The organism is uncultured Microbulbifer sp. (assembly GCF_947489355.1).
Lineage (GTDB): Bacteria > Pseudomonadota > Gammaproteobacteria > Pseudomonadales > Cellvibrionaceae > Microbulbifer.
Window position 1 is genome coordinate 31,948 of the sequence record NZ_CANLDD010000001.1, and the last position, 17,771, is coordinate 49,718.

Here is a 17,771-nt window from a genome sequence, read left to right on the forward strand (position 1 = left end):
GTAACGATATGGGCAATCCAGCTGTTTTAGCGACTTTTACCATGGTATTGATTGGATTCGTCAATCGATTATTGATCTTTGCCCTTTTACTCGTCATTACCTTTTATCTGCCCCGCCTGCTGCCGGGCGATCCACTGGAGGTCATGGTCGCCTCGGAATACACCCGTGGGCTGAATGCAGGGGAAATACAACAACTGCGCATTCACATGGGGTTCGAGGGGTCGTGGCTCGATCAACTGGCAGCCTACGGCTTTGGTATTTTACACGGGGACCTCGGCTACTCATTCCGACACGCTGCCCCGGTTGCCGATATTATTATCCAACCGCTGGGGTGGACGCTGTTTCTGATCCTGCTCGCCTTGCCGATTTTTCTTGTTACCGGCGTTGCCTGCGGGATTGAAGCGGGGCGTCAACCCCATGGTGGGATTGATCGGTTTCTCACAGGCGCGATGACTCTGCTCGCAAGCCTCCCCCCCTTCGTTATGGCGATCGGCTTGCTACTGGTATTTGCCATTCTGTTGCCGATACTGCCGGCAAGCGGGGCTCAACCCCTGTTTCCGGCCCAGGGTATGGTTGCGCATGCGCTACAAATTCTCCGTCATGCCCTATTACCCGCCCTCGCCCTGGCGATGCATGAAATTGTCAGATTTTTTTTCGTGGCCCGTAGCGAAGCCATCAGTTTATCGACCCGGCCTTTCCTTTTGAACGCACGGGCGCGTGGAATTTATGGAGTGCGTGAAAGGGTTGACTACTATGGCAGAAATATTTTTCCCGCTATTGCATCGCGCTTGAGCGATGCTTTTTCAGGATTGATCAGCGGTGCCTTATTTGTCGAGATCGTTTTTTCCTATCCGGGCATTGGCCTCGTGCTCTATAAGGCCATTGGTGAGCGGGATTATATTGTTATTCAATCGACCGTACTGCTGCTCTCTGTATTTATACTGGGCTTCAACTGGATAATCGACACCCTTGTACTGCTTCATTCCCGGAGAGGATAGGCTATGGCGGAGAATCGGATGATACGGCCTGTCCAGGTTAAACTCATTGTCCTGTTCACCCTGGGCCTTTGTTTGCTGCCAGCGGTGGTTTATTTTCTGCCGGGCTATCAAACGAGCCTGGATACACTGGCAGCACCGAGTCTCGAGCACTGGTTGGGCACCAATGATATTGGCCAGGATATTCTCACGGGCCTGCTCATTGCCACACCGAACACCATTGGTATTGCTGTCATCGCTGCGCTGTTGACCTTGCTGCTGTCCATTGGCGTTGGTATTTTTGTGGCGACTGCAGGCAGAAAACTGTCTGGCCTGGTACTGAGGTTCATCGACATCCTTCAGTCCATACCCTCCATTCTCCTGATACTGCTGGTTTCAGTCTGGTTGAGCCCCGGCATGATTGCGCTTGTTGTACTGCTTGTTGCAACCGGCTGGTATGACGATGTGCGTGTCTTGCGTGCCGTGTTTTTGCGGGAGCTGACACGGGAAAATGTACGCTATGCCAGCATCGGGGGGGAAAGCGGGTATTACTGTATGACCGTGCACGTCTTACCGGCGGTATCCCCTGTGTTGGTGGGGTTGTTTATCCAGCATATCCGCCGCGCAGCCTTGATGACCGCGGGGCTCGGTTTCCTCGGGATCACAGATACGCGATTGGTCACCTGGGGTTCCATGATTCAGGATTCCCTCAACTATCTGTACACGGACGCCTGGCTGTGGCTGCTATTGCCACCGACACTGGTGCTTTGCCTGTTTCTCTGGGGCTGCCTTACGTTTGGGCAGAGATTCGAACGCTACGTGATGACAGGGGCCAGACTGTCGGTATGATTGCAATCAACCAGCTGTGTCTCTCTACCGGCGAAGACACAGTGCTCGACAAGCTATCCTTTGACGTGCGCTGCGGGGAAACGGTCGCCCTGCTGGGCGCCTCCGGTGCCGGCAAGTCAACCCTCGCAAAGCTCCTGCTCGGACTGGTTCCGGGCCGCTTGGCCGATTCCCAAAACCGCCAGCCCCTTGCGAAAGGACAGTTTCGCTGGTCAGGCAGCGCGTGGATCGATGGTGTGGATGTTTTGCGTGCAAAGCCATCGGCAATACGCGCATTGCGCGGTAGCCGGGTAGGCATGCTCATGCAGGGATTGTCTGATGCACTCAACCCGCATCGCACGGTGATTCAACATGTGCATGAGGTTATCGGTGTACATAATCTACATGGTGCTGATGCCCCATTGCTGTGTGAAAAATGCCATATCCCCAAGCGGCTCTACCACCGGTACCCGGCGGCACTGAGTGGTGGTGAGATACAGCGGGTTCTGATGGCGCTGGCCTGTGTGTGCAGACCACCGTACCTTATTTTTGATGAACCGACTTCAGCGCTGGATGCCATCACCCAGGCGCAGATTGTGCAGACCTTCAAAGAGGGTGCGGACAGGCGCTGCCAACTCCTGATTGCCCACGATGTGGATTTGATAGCGTCAATCGCCAATCGGGTTTGCGTGCTTCACAAAGGGCGCATTGTCGAATCCGGCACAACGGATGAGGTACTCAGCCGTCCACAACACCCCTACACGAGACGGCTTCTGGGCAAAAAACGCCCGAGTCCCAACCTCCCGATTGCGCACCGCACCCCCAACAGACCGGTGAATATCCGCCCCGGTGCCGGACTGCGGATACAAGGCCTGTCCCATCGCTATGGCGACCGGCCTGTCCTAAAGTCCGTGTCGGCCTTTGTACCGGCAGGGTCGTGCCTGGTCGTCACCGGTCCGTCTGGAGTGGGCAAGTCTACTTTAGCCCGCATACTGACAGGGTTTGAAGCAAAGCAGCACGGTCGTGTCTCTTGGTCATGGGGCCAATCCCCGCAGAACCTGAACGGGACACGCCATTTAAACACAGGGCCTGAAACCGCGTATGGCCTGTATGACTATGCGGCACTTGTTCCACAGCTTCCACACCGGGCTATGGCCCGTCATTTTACAGTGCAGGCAGTACTGAAAGAGGCACTGCGATTTGCGCAGCGACGCCGGCAAGTCGGTGACCCGCACCGTTCAAAAAAGGGCACGCTCACGATACAGGAGGTGCTGGATATGGTCGGGCTGCCAACCCATGCAAAATTCCTGCAGCGTCGCAGCGCCCAGCTATCCGGTGGAGAAGCGCAAAAACTCGTTATTGCCCGCGGGCTCATCCTGCAGCCACGGTACCTTGTGGCCGATGAGCCCACCGCGGCTTTGGATTTACTGTCCAAGTCCCACATGCTCAGTTGTTTCGACAGACTGAAAAAGGAGCAGGGCATCGCCCTCATTGTGTTTACCCATGATCTGCCCGCGACACGCCATATCGCCGATCAGGTCGTGTGTTTGCAAGAGGGCCGGTTTCACCCTGTCGCATCCCCGTAACTGGGGTTGTGATGTCATTGTTTGAAAAACCCGTGCCTGGTGGCCTCACCGGCAAAGAGATGCGCGGTATAAAATAAGCAATGGGTTTGCATGTTGAACCAATCCCCCCGCGCACTTTAGCGCAGTTATATTTTTAGCCAAAAGTGTTCCTTGAAAACTGCAGGTTGTGCTTTCCAAGCCCGCATTGCCCAGCCCAGGTTCCCAGAGATTATCTGGTGCGTTTGCCCTCTGTTATCTGGAGGTCCCACCTCAGGGAATACGAATTGATCCGTTGTTTTCTTTTCAATAGCATTTCCGATAATAGTAATCATTATCATCCAAGTAGTTGAGAGGGGGGTATGGAGAAAAACCGTTTTCGTCGTTGTGCTTTGTATCAGGCACTGCTGATTTGCGGCACAACGGCAGGTACCGAAACCATTGCACAGAGCGCGTCTGCCAGGGGGGATGACCGCTTGAACAATATGGAAATCATCATCGTCCAGGGCAGTCAACATACCCATGCACCAAACAGGTTGGAAAACGATGCCATCCTCTCGGTAGCACCGCAGGGTTTGACCGATGTGCTCAAGCTCTCTCCGGAAGTGGATGTCGGCGGGCCGAGGCCGAATGCAACCAGATACTATTTACGCGGACTCGAAGCAACGACACTTGCGGTGACATTTGACGGGGTACCGAGCGCCGGAGACCTGTTCCAGCACCGTGGTGCCGTATCGATTATTGATCCAGCACTGATTGATTCGGTTACCGTCAAAACGGCGCCTGTTGCAGCCGGTGATGGACCGGCAGCCCTGGGGGGCGCCCTGGAAATCCGCTCTGTTTCCCTGGACGATCTGCTGTCCGAAGAAAAACCGGGGCTTTTCGGGGTTAGTTTTTCAGGCGCTAGCACAAACAATGCCCTGGGCAGCTCAGCGACAACCGCCTATCGACTGAGTGATACCGTATCCGCGGTGGCGTTTGCATCCTATCAGGACTTTGATGATTACAAAGATGGCAAGGGCAACACCGTGTCCCTTTCCGCTTCCGAGAATACTTCGGGGTATATGAAAGTACAATTCCAGCCGAGCGCTGATCACACATTTGATGTCTCTGCATTGTATGGAAAAAATGCCGGGCTGCTCCCCTACGGAGCCGGTGATCTACCTACAGAATTTTATGAGCGCCAGTATTCACAGGGCCGTGCCGGTGGTGGCCCGGTTCGGCAATCGCTGGAGGAATTATCGCTGTCCGCACGCTATCAGGGTTCAGGTCCGGGCTCGCCCTATGCACTCATTTACGCTGCAGATTCCACCCTTGCTGATAAAGACCATGGGGATGCACACACGCAGATGCGATACGGTGGCCGATTTACACTGACTTTTGATCGCAGTATTGGTGATATCCATACAGTGATCACAACCGGTATTGACGGGCGGCTTGAACAGTACAAAACCGAATACCAGGGTTCAGACAATGAGAACGATGCCGTAACAGCAGGGCTGTTTGCCGATGTCAATTTCGATCTGGGCAGCCTACAGCTTAATTCCGGTCTGAGGGCGGAGTATTTGCAAACAGACTATGACGAAAAAAGCTTCGATCATATTCAGTTGTCGCCCTCACTTCGGGGCACCTTCGCATTGACCCCTCAGTTGGCGTTGTTCGCCGGCTATGGCCTGGCTTATCGGGCGACCAACACACTGCCGGCCAGTCGCGCGGGGCGCACTTCCGGGAAAACGATTTTTCCACACAAGGGGCTGCGGCCTGAGCAGGCCAGGCAGGCTTCCCTAGGGGCAAATTTTACCTGGGATGCGCCATTTTCCCAGGACGGCCAGCTGTTTGTGGAGGTTGAAGGGTTTGAGGTGCACCTGCGCGATGTGGTGGTTTTTGAGGGTGGTGCCAGGGGTGCCCCTTTTCGCCAGGTCTTCAACGCATCCGGTGATTATACATCGCAGGGGGTTTCCGCGACGATCGGGTGGATGGGTTCCAGACTGAGATCGACGCTGGCATTGAGCCTGGTTGCGCTGAATGATCCCGATGGCACTCCGGTTCTCGAAGTCCGCAGCCTGGCAGCGGCACGCGGTGACAGGCTGCGTTGGAACAATGAAGTCGAATTGGGAAAAGGATTCCGCCTGGGCTACATAATGACTGCGGTGGAGGATTTGACCCGGCTGCCAGAGGGGATCACGCCAAAAGCAGGGTATGTGGTTCACGACACGAGAATCGATTGGTCATCGGACAATGGCACATTTTCAGCGGCACTGGTGGCCAGAAACCTGACCGATGAATTTTATATCGACCAGACCAGTTTCACCTATGGGGGCTTTGCCGGCGTGCCGGAGCCGGGGCGCGATATCCGTATCGAGGCAAGGGCTACCTTTTAACCGAAGGCCGATGGCCGCGTGCCCCCTTCGGCTCCGGGCGGGACCATATCCAAATGGCGCCGCAACCGAGGCCAGCGATGGTGAATACCAGGAGGTACCCGTTGTTGATATGGTGCACGGCAATGGCCAGGGACAACGCCATGGTCACACTGGCAACCAGTTTGGTGCGACGACTGATGTAACCGCTGCGCCAGATCTCCAGACAATGTCCAAACAGGTGATGATCTTCAATCCACTGGTGCAGGCGCCGGGAGCAGCGGGAGGCTGCCCAGGCGCCAAGTACAATAAACACCGCCGATGGCAGCCCGGGCAGAATGGCCCCAATGACCCCGAGGGCAATAAAAAAGCAGGCGAGTCCGCCCCACAACCAACGCAGCCAGCCCGGGGCCAAATTGACTGCATACTTCGGCAGGCCTTCCTCGGTGGTTTCTTTCATTGAGTGCCTCGAGAAGATTCGTACACAGATCCGCTACTGTAGCATTTTATAGTTGCCGGAATTGCAATCGCAGTGAACCCTGTGGTTCAGCGTATAAAGAAATCGACTGGCACAACCATCGTGAGCGGGTCTCCAACAACCTCTTCCGGTGGCCTGGGCAAGGGCTCAGCGCGACGCACCAGGGCAACCACTTCACGGTCGAGCGTGGCCACACCGCTGGCGCGGTGCAGTTTGACCGCCAGTACCTTCCCCTGGCGGTCCATGGTAAAGCGCACCCAGGGCGTGCCCTGCTGGCGGCGGACCCGGGCCCTGCGCGGGTAGCGCTTCCTGCGCTCAAGGTGCACCTGTAGCCGGTTTTGCCAGGTCAGTCTGGCCTCTAGTTGCCGTTCATTCAGTGCGCCTTCTGTGGGGGCTGAAGCCACTTCGGCATGCCGGGTCCGGGCAGTCACAGGCGCGCTGGCTTCCTCTACGTAACGGTCTCCGGTGGCTTCACCAGTGGCGTCCTCCCGCCGGGTTTCCTGCGGCTTCGCAATAGGCTGTTGCGGTACCTGCTGCCGGGGTTCGCGCTCCGCCTTTTTCTGGGCAGCCCGGATGGCAACTTCGGAGATGCTTTCCGGCAGGGGTTCCGGCAGCGGTTCAGGTTCCGGTTGTTGTGGCGTGTTGTGCTGCCGGGGCGCGGGTGAGGACTCCTGCTGTTGGGGACCAACCGGGAGCTGCTGGAGGGGAGCCACCGGTGCGGCCACCAGGCTGATGTCAACAAGCTGCGGCAGCGCCGCTGGAGGCAGCGCCAGTGGTGTGTCCGGTTGCCGGAAGAAATAGAGCGCTACGGCTGCGTGCATCACCAGGGCACCGGCAATGGCTGCTAGCCAGGACCATTGCTGGCGCTGTGCGAATCCATGGCCGGGCCCTGCCAACTGGCTCATAATGCGGTTGCCGCCGGCTGCTCCCGCCCCACAAGGGCAATTTTGTGATAGCCGGCAGCCGCCAACAGGCGCATGATGGCCATGACTTCGCCGTATTCCACTTTGATATCCGCCCGCAACAGGATGCGCTGCCCGGTATTGGCGGCTTTGGCATTCAGCTGCTGGACAAGGTTATTGCGAGTCACCGGCTGGCTTTCCCCCAGGGTCAGGGTCAAATCCTTCTGTAAAGTGATATACAGGGGATCATCCTCCCGGGGTTGTGAGGCCGCCTCGACAGAGGGGAGCGCTACAGGCACACTCACCGTCGCCAGTGGCGCAGCCACCATAAAAATAATCAACAGAACCAGCATGACATCAATAAAGGGCGTGACATTAATTTCATGCTGTTCCGTCAGCGCCTCATCATGATCCTTTTGCAGGTTCATCGCCATTAGTGGGTACCCCGGGCCAGAGACGCCGAATGCAGTTTGCCGGCTGTGATCAAATCATCCATTGGCCGGGCCTGTGGGTGGTGGCGGTCAAGATCGCGACTGATCAAGACCAGAATTGCCGTGGCAATGTCGGAAAGTACCGCGCGGTAATTACCGATAGTCCGGGAAAAGTAGTTGTAAATCACCACGGCGGGAATCGCTGCCACCAAGCCGATTGCGGTTGCCAGCAGCGCTTCCGCAATCCCCGGCGCAACCACGGCGAGGTTCGTGGTTTGCGTTTGGGCTATACCGATAAAACTGTGCATAATGCCCCAGACCGTCCCAAACAAACCGACAAAAGGCGCCACAGAACCGATGGTGGCGAGCATACCGGTGCCCTGGCTCATACGCCGCACCAGTGAAGCCTGCACGCGTTCAAGCCGGGCCACCACCCTTTCCTTCAACCCCTCATCCGATGTCGGGCCATCGCAGGAAAGTTCCAGTTCATGGCGGCAGGCCTCAGCCAGCAGCAAGGCATCGCCAGCCAGTCCCTCAAGGCCATCGTGTGCCCTGGCGAAGCTGTTACTCTGCACCAGTTGTGTGAGCAGCCGTTGGGCGCGGCGGCGGGCCAGACGCAACTGAACCGTTTTCAGCAACCACACAGCCCAGGTCAAAACCGACGCGAGCAACAAACCGATCATCACCGTCTTTACCACAATGTCCGCTGCCTGGTACATGCCCCAGGGTGACAGGTCGTGGCCGCTGAAAGCCGTATCACCGATGGTTTCTGTGCCCCGGCCCGCGGCCTGATTGAAGGACCCGTCCCCCAACACCTCGGCTTGCGGGGAAGAGGCTGAAACCGGGGCAGAGGACTGATACGCGGCATTTGCCGCCTGGTTATCCTGCGCCAGGGCCGGCAACTGCACAAAAGTGCCACCCAGCAGACACCATAACAAAAGGGTCCGGAACTCCATTGCCAACTCCTGCCAAGCTCTTGGCTGAATTAATTTTCAGGGGATGCGAGCAGCTGCTCAACGTTCTGTCGGGCAAAGGCAAACGCGGCAATCGCGCCTTTCAGGGCGGCTTCCCGCTGCTCGCCGGCCAGTTCAAGGGCGTCGAGGGCATTTTTAAATTTGCGCCAGTGTAATCCCCGCCCCATCTCGTTTGCGGCCAGGTGGCGCGCACCAAACGTCTCCGACAGATCGAGTTTTTTGACCTGTTTCAGCAGGAATGCCGCGCCCAGATTGGACCCTTCAACCACATATAGCCAGCCCAGCGCGCTGTAGATATCGAGAATCTGCACTTGTGCCGCCACTTCCCTGTCCTCTGACAGGGCTTCGGATGTCAACCCGATATCCCGACAATCTTCTACCACTGCCCACAGGCGATTTCTTTGCGCTAACTCCGGCAGCCAGTTTTGCAACCGGACATTTTCAAACCAGCGGGCAACAGCGTGGTGCAGACGGGACTGGGTGCGCACAAACAGGGCATAGCGCTCGCGGCTGGAGAATACCGACAGCGACATAATGCGTGTATCCAGGCGCTCATGGATCGAGTGTGTGCCGGCTTTCAAGCAGGCGGAAAGTGCCGGCACCTGGAATGGGTCAGACAGGGTTTCAGCGGGTTCAGTCACAGGCAACTCCCAGCAAGGTCATCAGGGCTTCCTCACATTTATCTGGTGGGTTTGTAACTGGTGACGGACCAAACTGCACTTAACCCATCTCGATGGAGGCAGGGGAGTATACAAAGCTTTTCTTTAAATGAGAATGTTAATCATTTATAGTTGCAAAATATTTTACACCTGCAGCAGTATCCAGCGTGAGGTCCCCGCATTGGCCGTCAAAACCCACTCCAAGGGATTTAATGAACTGTACCAGTCGCATCACGAGTGGCTTGTGCATTGGATAGCCCGCCGCAACCCCGGTGGGAATAATGCCCAGGACCTGGCCCAGGACACTTTTGTACGGCTGCTGGATCGCCCCAGGCTGCCCGAGGCCATTCGCAGCCCGAGAGCCTGGTTGACCAAGGTGGCCGGCAACCTGCTGATTGACCAGATTCGCCGCCAGGTGTTGGAAAGAAACTATCTCGCTGTGCTGGAGAACCTGCCCGAAGCGACATACCCGTCACCGGAAGACAAATGGGAGCTGCTCGGTCTGCTGGAGCACATTGACCAGTTGTTAAGCGGCCTGCGACCACTTGAAAAAACGGTATTTTTAATGGCGCGGCTGGATGGTATGACCTATAGACAGGTCGCGGAAAGTCAGGGACTGAGCCTGTCATCGGTGGAAAAATACATCGCCAAGGCAATGCTCAAATGCTATGCCGCCACCTATGGGGACCGCTATTGATCCGGTCATAGAACCGGGGGTTGCAACCCCCTCCTATACCGCCCGCCTGATCGTGAGCGATGACCGGGGCCTGTATGCAAGGACCTATTCTCAGGATGACGGGCTTGCCAAGGTTTCCAATGCCGTACCGGAAATCCGCTCTGTAGTCTGGGCGCGCAACTGGGGAAGACGGTCACCGGGAGAGGACTATTTTCAAATACTGCCGTGTATGTCGCTGTTGCACCGCCCTGTGGTGGTTGACCCCGATGGCGATGAGGTGTTCACCCATGAGGAACTGGTCAGTGCACCGGATGGTGGAGAATTTACAAGTGACCCGAATTCAGAGGATTGTGAGGATGCCTACGGTCTTGTATTTACCAAACCGGGTACCTATACCTTCCGTTACTACGCCACGGATCTTATTGACGATGCACCGGAATATGATTTTGTGGTACAGGTGGAACCACTGAGCCAGGCCAGGGGCGTACGTCTGCGGAGTATTTCCAGCAGAGGGAGTTTGTGGCGGCCGATGCCATATGAAAATATTCCGCCCTATACCACCCCCTCCGGACTCCGTTGGGACCTCTCTGCCACTGAGGAGCAATCTATCCAGTGGTCTATGACTGCTGTGGATGCGGATTACACCATCGAGAATGTTCAAATACGCCATATCAACGGTGGCCTGGCCAGCCTGACGCCCTGGTTTGAAGGGCTTGCAGAAGGCCAGGTGATCAAGAAAGGGGCGTCTCTCAATTTCCGCACCTGGTTACCCGCAGTGCCCTGTATCCGCACCGATGACAAAGCGGAGGGATTTCATTTTTCCTTCAATATTAAGGAGCTGCCCGAACTCAGTTTTATTTATGAAAACTGGGTAGGTGCAGATGATGGTACCTTTGGTGACTGGAGACAGTGCGAAGCCGGGGAGCTCGACTGAGTTTGCACCGGATTGCGCATTTCCCTGTCCAGGGAAGGACATCTCCTTGGGAAAAATGAGCGCTTGGGGTTGATCATTCCCCGCTGCTGTCAGTAACTCCTGGTTGAAATCACTGTATTTACCCTGTGCAAGGGCCACTGGCGGCTGCTTTTTTTCTGTAATCCTGCCCGACATTGCACAGGGGCCAACGGAGTCTTTTCCCCCACTCCAGGCCCAGAGTATTCCGTAGCAAAACGCGCGCTGTGCCGATAGCGGGCGTATAACGATGCTGAGGGCCCCTCGAATCTCCAACCCTGCAGGGGGAAGCCTGTGCACTGCGCCGGGTTTGCAGTGCATATGGGCAATCCTTTGCTAATAACTTCAGCTTTTCACTGCTGGAGTTATAGTCCGAACCTCCCTGTTCGGGTCAGTGGATTGCAGCAGACAATGGGCTGGCTGAGTTGGTTCGGCATCGCCCGCCCATTGCTTATTGGGCTGTCCGGATGCTGAAGTTTTTTTACGCACACCTCCATGTATTTAGTAGTACCCACAAAGATTGTGATTTTCACACAAAATTTGTGCGCTTTTCTGTGGGTACCCCAGAGCCCCCGTTAGTATTCGGTTTGGGTGTCACCAAGCCGTCTCTGCCACGGCTATTTTCTACCTCTTCCGGGGTAGCCTCTTCCGATCTACCCACTCTGGTCAGGTGTTCCCCCCGACAGTCCCTTTTATATTCCCCGGTTCCACCGGGGCTCTAACGATTTTTCGATGGCCCCCGGTCACTGCGTCAGCGGTTTCCCACACCCAATGCAGCACCTCGAGAGACGATCACCACGAGAGGAAAACTGATGTCCGCAGCAGAGTCTCGATCCGCTATCACACCTGCAGGTCGCTCACCGCTCGGGAATCGCTATGGATCAGGCTTACCCAAAAGATTGTTGAAGGGGTTACTCCGTCGGCTGCAGCAAAAAAAGAGGACAATCGTCAGTGAATAACAGAACGGGTTACCGGGCGCTGCCGCTGGTTTATGCGTGCTCCGGTTGTTCCAGTGCCGCGCAGTTAGCGAACGCACTGGCCGTGCGGCTCGATCACAACAAACAGGCAGAAATGTCCTGTGTTGCCGGTGTGGGCGGCGATGTGGAAGCGCTGGTAAAAATTGCCAAATCCACTCGCCGGAAAATAGTTCTGGATGGCTGTCCGCTGCACTGTGCGGCCAATTGCCTTCGGCGCCATGGGATTGAACCGGAGGTGCATGTGGACCTGTCCCGGGAGGGGGTTCGAAAAAAAATGCATGCATATCCGGCAGCGGAAGAGGTAGAGCGTATCTACCAGACGGTGGTCACCCCGCGGCTGGCCGCACTTACGGGGCAGTGAGTCATCTACATTGCCGGATATTTACAGGTATTAGTAGCGCCTTGCCATAGGGTAGAAGCGACTGCAGAGAGCGCACCTGTACAAAACCCTGCCGCCTTTGAAAATGGCAACGGGGATCAGGGTTACAGGTGTCAGGAAAGCTTCCCGGACCACGCCACACGCTTCGCCGAGGCTGGACCCGGGCTGTCACCATTATTGCGGATAGGGAGGGGGACTATTGCTTGTCAGAAGATCGATTGCCCGCATAGGCTACCGGTTCGGCTGCAACCTACTGCCACTGTTGCCCAACTGGCCGGGCGAAGTCGTCTTTATCAAGCTGCTCAATCAGCGGCTATCAGAAGAGCTACAGGACGGACTGTTTGATTTCCTCGACAGCAAAGTCCTGGAGGTCTCGGTGACGGATTTGGGCGTATGCCTTCGTATCTCCAAGCGCGATGCCTATTTCGTGCGCGCACCTACGGATGCCCCGGCCGACTCAACCATCTCTGCCAGTATCTGCGACTTTCTCGCCATTGCCAGTGGCAAAGAGGACCCGGACACGCTGTTTTTTCAGCGCAGGTTATGCCTCGGCGGACAGACCGAAATCGGGCTCACGGTGAAAAACCGTCTGGATGCGCTTGATCGAAGCCGTATACCGCAATGGGCCCAGCGCTGGCTGGAAATGACTGCTGCCGAACTGGCAGCGATTGTTCCGAATTAGCAAGGAATCACTGTGGAATTGGTATGTCCCGCCGGAAGCCTTCCGGCCCTGGAAGCCGCACTCGATCATGGAGCAGACGCGGTTTATATCGGCTTTAGCGATGCAACCAATGCGCGCAATTTTGGTGGCCTCAACTTCAACGACAAAAATGCGCTGCGCGCCCTGGAGCGTATACGCGCTCGCGGCAAAAAACTGTTTGTGGCCATCAATACCTATGCAAAACCGGACAGCTTCACGCGCTGGCAGGGCGCCGTTGATCGCGCAGCCGCTCTCAGTGCTGACGCGGTCATTTTGGCGGATATCGGCCTGATCAGTTATGCGCGCGAGAAGCACCCCAATCTGGCCCTGCACCTGTCTGTGCAGGCCTCTGCCACCAGTGGACCGGCACTGGAGTTTTATCGACAGCAATTCGGTGTCCGTCGTGCGGTATTACCGAGAGTGTTGTCCCTCAGGCAGGTACAGCAACTGGCAGCTGCAAGTCGTGTGGAGCTGGAAGTCTTCGGCTTCGGCAGCCTCTGCATCATGGCCGAGGGGCGTTGTCACCTGAGCTCCTATGTTACCGGCGAGTCGCCCAACCAGAACGGCGTCTGTTCCCCGGCCAGGGCGGTAGAGTGGCGAAACACCGCGAGTGGATTGGAGACGCGATTGAACGGCGTGTTGATCGACCACTTTGCGGAACATGAAAACGCCGGCTATCCCACCCTGTGCAAGGGTCGTTTTATTGTGGATGGCAAACGCCAGCACGTGCTCGAAGAACCGACAAGCCTGAACAGCATGGCACTACTACCAGAGCTTAAAGCGACCGGTATTCAGGCCATTAAGCTTGAAGGCAGACAGCGCAGCCCCGCTTATGTGGCACAGGTGGTGCGTACCTGGCGAGAGGCAATCGATGCAGTGCTAGAGCCTGGTACGGAGTTTTCGGTAAAGGACCGCTGGCGCAAGACGCTGGCGAAAAATTCCGAAGGCAAACAAACAACACTGGGCGCTTATGACCGCCCCTGGCAATAGAGAATACACAATGCGGCTCGCTCTGGGACCAGTGCAATACTATTGGCAACGCACCGACATCAATCACTTTTATGAAACCATGCTGTCGACGCCGCTGGATAGTATTTACCTGGGAGAAGTGGTGTGCGGCAAGAGACACGCATTGCGGGCACCGGACTGGCTGGAGCTGGCACAGATGCTGGCACAGATGCTGGCAGAGGTTTCCGACAAGCAAATAGTCCTGTCGACACTGACATTACTGGAATCCAATGCCGACCTCAGTTGGGTGCGAAAAATCTGCAGTAACAGCAAGCTGTTGGTTGAGGCCAATGATATGTCGGCGGTACAGCTATTGTCGGAGGCACGCCTGCCGTTTGCCTGCGGCCCGGCTGTTAATATCTACAATCAGCACACACTGGCGTATCTAATGTCACTCGGAATGGTGCGCTGGACGGTGCCGGCGGAAATGAATTCGCGACAACTGGCAGCGGTGCTCAACGCCTGCGAAAAGAAACCTGAAGTCGAGCTGTTTGCTTACGGCCATATGCCACTGGCTTATTCTGCGCGCTGCTTTACTGCCCGCCACCTCGGCCTCGACAAGGATAACTGTGCCTACCGCTGCATGGAATACCCGAACGGCCTGCCACTGGAATCCCAGGAGGGCGAGGCGCTGTTTGTGATCAACGGTATACAGACGCTGTCCGGAAAGCCGCTCAATCTGCTGCACCACTTCCCGCAACTGTGTGAACGGGGCATTGATATCCTGCGGCTGTCACCGCAATGGCAACAGATGGAGCAGGTGATTGACGCTTTCGACCGCGCCCGACGCGGCGATCTGCACCCGCAACTACTGCCCCCCGGCGTCGATGGTTACTGGTGCGATCACCCCGGCCTCGAACTGATCGCCCGCAGTGGCACCGGCACACCGGCCTGAGGCAGAGATGCCGGGTGTCCACAAAGCGGGGGAGCTTACGCGACAGGTCGTTGGTGAAACCTATCAGTCTTTACCATTAAAATCTTTGTCCTCTCGCAGCGCCTTGACAGTGACATCCATAACGAAGCTAGGCTTGGTCATACTAGTCAAGCAGGAGGGGGTACTCTTTCCTTCCGGCCCGGTAGTAAGTCATCTGTTTTTTGCAAATGATAAAGAAATAACACAGAATTCTGAACAGAGAGTGTTCCGGGAAGACCTGCTCGCCTGAATAGATCTGTGGGCCTATCAACTCCCCTCTCTGAACGAACGGGGAGTGGACCTGTAACCCAATATCGATTTTGAACAGGAGACCTTTTCTGGCAAGTCCGGCTATCTGGTAAAATTCAACAAAGTCGCCCGTGGGCAATACCCTGCCTTCTGCCGCTCGCCAGGTGCCCTCTGGACAGCCAACTTCCACAACCTCAACGCCAGCATAACCCGCATGGGCACTCTCGATGACCGCGGCCATATTACAGTTGCCGTGGTCGAAGAGGAGATAGGCCGGCTGAGATACAAATGGCAATCTGCGCCCGGCACAGAGTTGAACCCCAGAGCCCCGATTGAGCCGTTACTGGGGCCTGGCAGCACCGAACAGCTGGATTACGACGAGCCACTGAAGCTCGCCAACCTTATCGAGGTGTGCCGGAGCTGCAACCCAATGGCAGAGGCTGGCAGAAAGCTATTCATTATCAGCCGGGAGCGCAAGAAATCCAGCAACGAATCACACCGGGTGAAGCAATTGCTGGAAAAACACGGGGTGCGGTTTGAGAAGATTAAAGCCGCTCTGTAGAATCACTCGGTACAGCCGATAACACAATTCAGCACTGCGAAAAATTCACACTGATCGCTCTGTTGTCCTTGCACGGTTAATAGCCACAAATACACCAGAAACCATGCAAGGCTTCAAAGCCTCACTCAACCCTCAAAAGGGCTTTTAACAACTCTTCTAAAACCATCCAGTCAATGTCAGTGCGCACTCACTGTGATCTATGCAGCTGTAGTTCAAAACTGACAGCCAGCATAACCTCTGGACAACCGAAATCGAGTTATAACCAATTCTGGTGTTTGAGGGTTTGAAAGAAAGCGGCGTATCTGGTTGATTTGTTGTTGCCAAACAGTCAACTGCCTCCGGCGCCATGGTATTGAACCGGAGATGCATGTGGACCTGTCCCGGGAGGGGGTTCGAAAAAAAATGCATGCGTATCCAGCAGTGGAAGATATAGAACGTATCTACCATATCGTGGTTATCCCCCGGGTGGCCACGCTCACGGAGCAGTGAGACATAGATCATTGTGGTTTTTTAGTGGTAATGGCAGCATGTTGCCATATGGTAGAAGTTACTGCAGATAACCCGCAAAAGAAATTGCGCATATCCGTAGGCTCGGTACACAAAAAGATCCTCGCGCGGGTCCCCATCGAGAACATCAGCGCTGGCTCAACTTCAGCTCTATGCCATTGCCCAGGCTCAGCACGATCTCTCAACTGGAAGATGAGCCGGAACTCAGCGTGGCGGGATCGATAAAGTCAGGTTTCTTTTTCCGAGCTTACACAATATTTTTATCTGGTACAGACATACGTTTGCGCCACTGGCAGAAGCTGACATAGCCAATAGCACGATCGATGAAAAACTGCACGAACATTGCGCTGCTTTGCCACTCATCGATTAGCGCTTGCCATTGCTGTGCGGATCCACGTGGGCGTGAAGTTAGAGTATCTGTAGAGTTCATGGCTGGCCTCCGTGTTGTTGACGATGGCCAGAATAGTGTTGGGGGTTGGATTGGTGAATGAGGCTCTACAACAACCGTTTACGCCACAGCTGACGATCCACTTCCCGGATCACCTGGAGAAATATATCAGTCCATGAGCCTACTTGGCTGACACAGAGTTTTGAACAACCTCTTCACTTCGATAAAAAACATGGGTTAGGAGAGGCGCCAACTCTACCAGTTGGCCTCCCTCTCACCAATTGCACTTATTATCTGAAACCGAAATATACAAAAATCCGCTAAATTTTTTTAGTTATGGAAAAAACTATTAAAACGGTTCGGCAATGATAATATCGCTGGAAATCTCATAAATTTGGGTACCATTTAAGCCTTCAAGTTCTAATTTGAGCTCTTTGCATTGTCCTTCAGTCTTACGAGAAGCATCAACCAATAAATTAAGGTTTCTATTACGCTCATAGGGATTACCAACAACAAATCCAGATACGCGATCAACACTATCCTCAATCGCTTGCAATTGTTCACTGGTTAGTAGAGTATTTCTATTTTCAGTATTTGTGCCAATAACCAAATTGCTACAGGTTACGTTCATTCTTACAGAAAAATAAAACTCGTTGCTCGGATTAACACTCGTAGCATCACAATTAGGAGGAATACCAGAACCAATCCTGATAGACCCATTGGGTTGAATATAAAATTTATGACATTCGAAACCTGTATCATAAAATCCATAGCCCTTTACTCTTGCGTCAATATCAAATATAAGTTGCTGACCTATGTCGCCCACAACAGGAATGATAGCAACATATTTTTGACCAGATTTTACAAATGAATTACTCCCTAATGTAAATTTTTCTCCGCTAATGTAAATAGAATCACCACTTGAAAACTCAGATAAATTCTCATAGCTATTGGCAGGAGAGTTTATAATCAGCAGCAAATAAATTATAATATATCGCATTTTTATTATTTTCATTTTGATTCCCTATGTTAAAAATAAAGATAACCAAGCGTATATATAGTAACTTGGATTTTACATTTCATATTTCTGGCTATAACAGTCTGTATCTGTATTTATCAGACATTTTTAAACTACCCACTTTCAATAAAATTTAAGCCCTATGACCCACCTACTTTTTAACATCAAAGCAACCGGGATATGCATTCATCGCTTTAAATATTTTTTATGTATGCCTTTTCTTCATTCCAGACTAAAAGCATAAAACACATCGCTTTGCTATAATTATAAGTTTAAATTTAAT

At 54.4% G+C, this 17,771-nt stretch carries 18 protein-coding genes; 11 read left to right on the plus strand and 7 right to left on the minus strand.

Going from position 1 to position 17,771, the window contains the following annotated elements; all coding sequences use genetic code 11:
- The first annotated feature begins 8 nt into the window (after positions 1 to 8).
- From Q1A48_RS00090 to Q1A48_RS00105, 4 genes are all read left to right on the plus strand, one after another.
- Entirely contained in the window at positions 9 to 998 is a 990-nt protein-coding gene (locus Q1A48_RS00090) for an ABC transporter permease (RefSeq protein WP_299939531.1), read from the plus strand.
- 18 nt (positions 999 to 1,016) lie between these two features.
- Positions 1,017 to 1,823 carry an ABC transporter permease gene (locus tag Q1A48_RS00095; protein ID WP_299939534.1) on the plus strand — a complete coding sequence of 269 codons (807 nt, stop codon included), beginning with the start codon at positions 1,017 to 1,019 and terminating at the stop codon, positions 1,821 to 1,823.
- Entirely contained in the window at positions 1,820 to 3,385 is a 1,566-nt protein-coding gene (locus Q1A48_RS00100) for an ATP-binding cassette domain-containing protein (RefSeq protein ID WP_299939537.1), read from the plus strand. The genes Q1A48_RS00095 and Q1A48_RS00100 overlap by 4 nt, the downstream gene beginning before the upstream one ends.
- Before the next feature lie 338 nt (positions 3,386 to 3,723).
- Positions 3,724 to 5,742, plus strand: a complete 2,019-nt coding sequence (locus Q1A48_RS00105; protein ID WP_299939540.1) for a TonB-dependent receptor plug domain-containing protein — start codon at positions 3,724 to 3,726, stop codon at positions 5,740 to 5,742.
- On the opposite strand, the gene Q1A48_RS00110 is transcribed toward Q1A48_RS00105, so the two are convergent.
- From Q1A48_RS00110 to Q1A48_RS00130, 5 genes are all read right to left on the minus strand, one after another.
- Complete coding sequence (locus Q1A48_RS00110; protein ID WP_299939542.1) at positions 5,732 to 6,178, minus strand: YbaN family protein; 447 nt, start codon at positions 6,176 to 6,178, stop codon at positions 5,732 to 5,734. The genes Q1A48_RS00105 and Q1A48_RS00110 overlap by 11 nt on opposite strands.
- An 86-nt stretch (positions 6,179 to 6,264) precedes the next feature.
- A complete protein-coding gene (locus Q1A48_RS00115) occupies positions 6,265 to 7,101 on the minus strand; it encodes an energy transducer TonB (RefSeq protein ID WP_299939544.1) in 837 nt (278 codons plus the stop codon).
- Positions 7,098 to 7,532, minus strand: coding sequence for a biopolymer transporter ExbD (locus Q1A48_RS00120; protein WP_299939546.1), 435 nt, complete (start codon positions 7,530 to 7,532; stop codon positions 7,098 to 7,100). The genes Q1A48_RS00115 and Q1A48_RS00120 overlap by 4 nt, the downstream gene beginning before the upstream one ends.
- Positions 7,532 to 8,485 carry a tonB-system energizer ExbB gene (gene exbB, locus Q1A48_RS00125; RefSeq protein WP_299939548.1) on the minus strand — a complete coding sequence of 318 codons (954 nt, stop codon included), beginning with the start codon at positions 8,483 to 8,485 and terminating at the stop codon, positions 7,532 to 7,534. Before exbB ends, Q1A48_RS00120 begins: the two co-directional genes overlap by 1 nt.
- A gap of 29 nt (positions 8,486 to 8,514) precedes the next feature.
- Positions 8,515 to 9,144, minus strand: a complete 630-nt coding sequence (locus Q1A48_RS00130) for a biliverdin-producing heme oxygenase (protein ID WP_299939551.1) — start codon at positions 9,142 to 9,144, stop codon at positions 8,515 to 8,517.
- A gap of 199 nt (positions 9,145 to 9,343) precedes the next feature.
- Here Q1A48_RS00130 and Q1A48_RS00135 point away from each other — a divergent pair, with 199 nt between their 5' ends.
- From Q1A48_RS00135 to Q1A48_RS00165, 7 genes are all read left to right on the plus strand, one after another.
- Positions 9,344 to 9,859 carry a sigma-70 family RNA polymerase sigma factor gene (locus Q1A48_RS00135; RefSeq protein ID WP_299939553.1) on the plus strand — a complete coding sequence of 172 codons (516 nt, stop codon included), beginning with the start codon at positions 9,344 to 9,346 and terminating at the stop codon, positions 9,857 to 9,859.
- Positions 9,843 to 10,772: a hypothetical protein gene (locus Q1A48_RS00140; RefSeq protein WP_299939555.1), complete on the plus strand. Its 930-nt coding sequence runs from the start codon at positions 9,843 to 9,845 to the stop codon at positions 10,770 to 10,772. Before Q1A48_RS00135 ends, Q1A48_RS00140 begins: the two co-directional genes overlap by 17 nt.
- A gap of 966 nt (positions 10,773 to 11,738) precedes the next feature.
- Positions 11,739 to 12,125 carry a putative zinc-binding protein gene (locus tag Q1A48_RS00145; protein WP_299939557.1) on the plus strand — a complete coding sequence of 129 codons (387 nt, stop codon included), beginning with the start codon at positions 11,739 to 11,741 and terminating at the stop codon, positions 12,123 to 12,125.
- A 217-nt stretch (positions 12,126 to 12,342) separates the two neighbouring features.
- Entirely contained in the window at positions 12,343 to 12,825 is a 483-nt protein-coding gene (locus Q1A48_RS00150; RefSeq protein WP_299939559.1) for an SCP2 sterol-binding domain-containing protein, read from the plus strand.
- 12 nt (positions 12,826 to 12,837) lie between these two features.
- On the plus strand, positions 12,838 to 13,833 hold the full coding sequence (locus tag Q1A48_RS00155) for a peptidase U32 family protein (RefSeq protein WP_299939561.1): 996 nt from the start codon (positions 12,838 to 12,840) through the stop codon (positions 13,831 to 13,833).
- Between the two features lie 10 nt (positions 13,834 to 13,843).
- The gene (locus Q1A48_RS00160) at positions 13,844 to 14,746 is read left to right on the plus strand and encodes a U32 family peptidase (protein ID WP_299939563.1); all 903 of its coding nucleotides are present in this window, start codon (positions 13,844 to 13,846) and stop codon (positions 14,744 to 14,746) included.
- Positions 14,747 to 15,227: 481 nt separating this feature from the next.
- The gene (locus Q1A48_RS00165) at positions 15,228 to 15,575 is read left to right on the plus strand and encodes a hypothetical protein (protein WP_299939565.1); all 348 of its coding nucleotides are present in this window, start codon (positions 15,228 to 15,230) and stop codon (positions 15,573 to 15,575) included.
- A gap of 754 nt (positions 15,576 to 16,329) precedes the next feature.
- Here Q1A48_RS00165 and Q1A48_RS00170 read toward each other — a convergent pair.
- Entirely contained in the window at positions 16,330 to 16,512 is a 183-nt protein-coding gene (locus Q1A48_RS00170) for a hypothetical protein (RefSeq protein ID WP_299939567.1), read from the minus strand.
- Positions 16,513 to 16,819: 307 nt separating this feature from the next.
- Positions 16,820 to 17,485: a hypothetical protein gene (locus Q1A48_RS00175; RefSeq protein ID WP_299939569.1), complete on the minus strand. Its 666-nt coding sequence runs from the start codon at positions 17,483 to 17,485 to the stop codon at positions 16,820 to 16,822.
- Positions 17,486 to 17,771 lie beyond the last annotated feature (286 nt).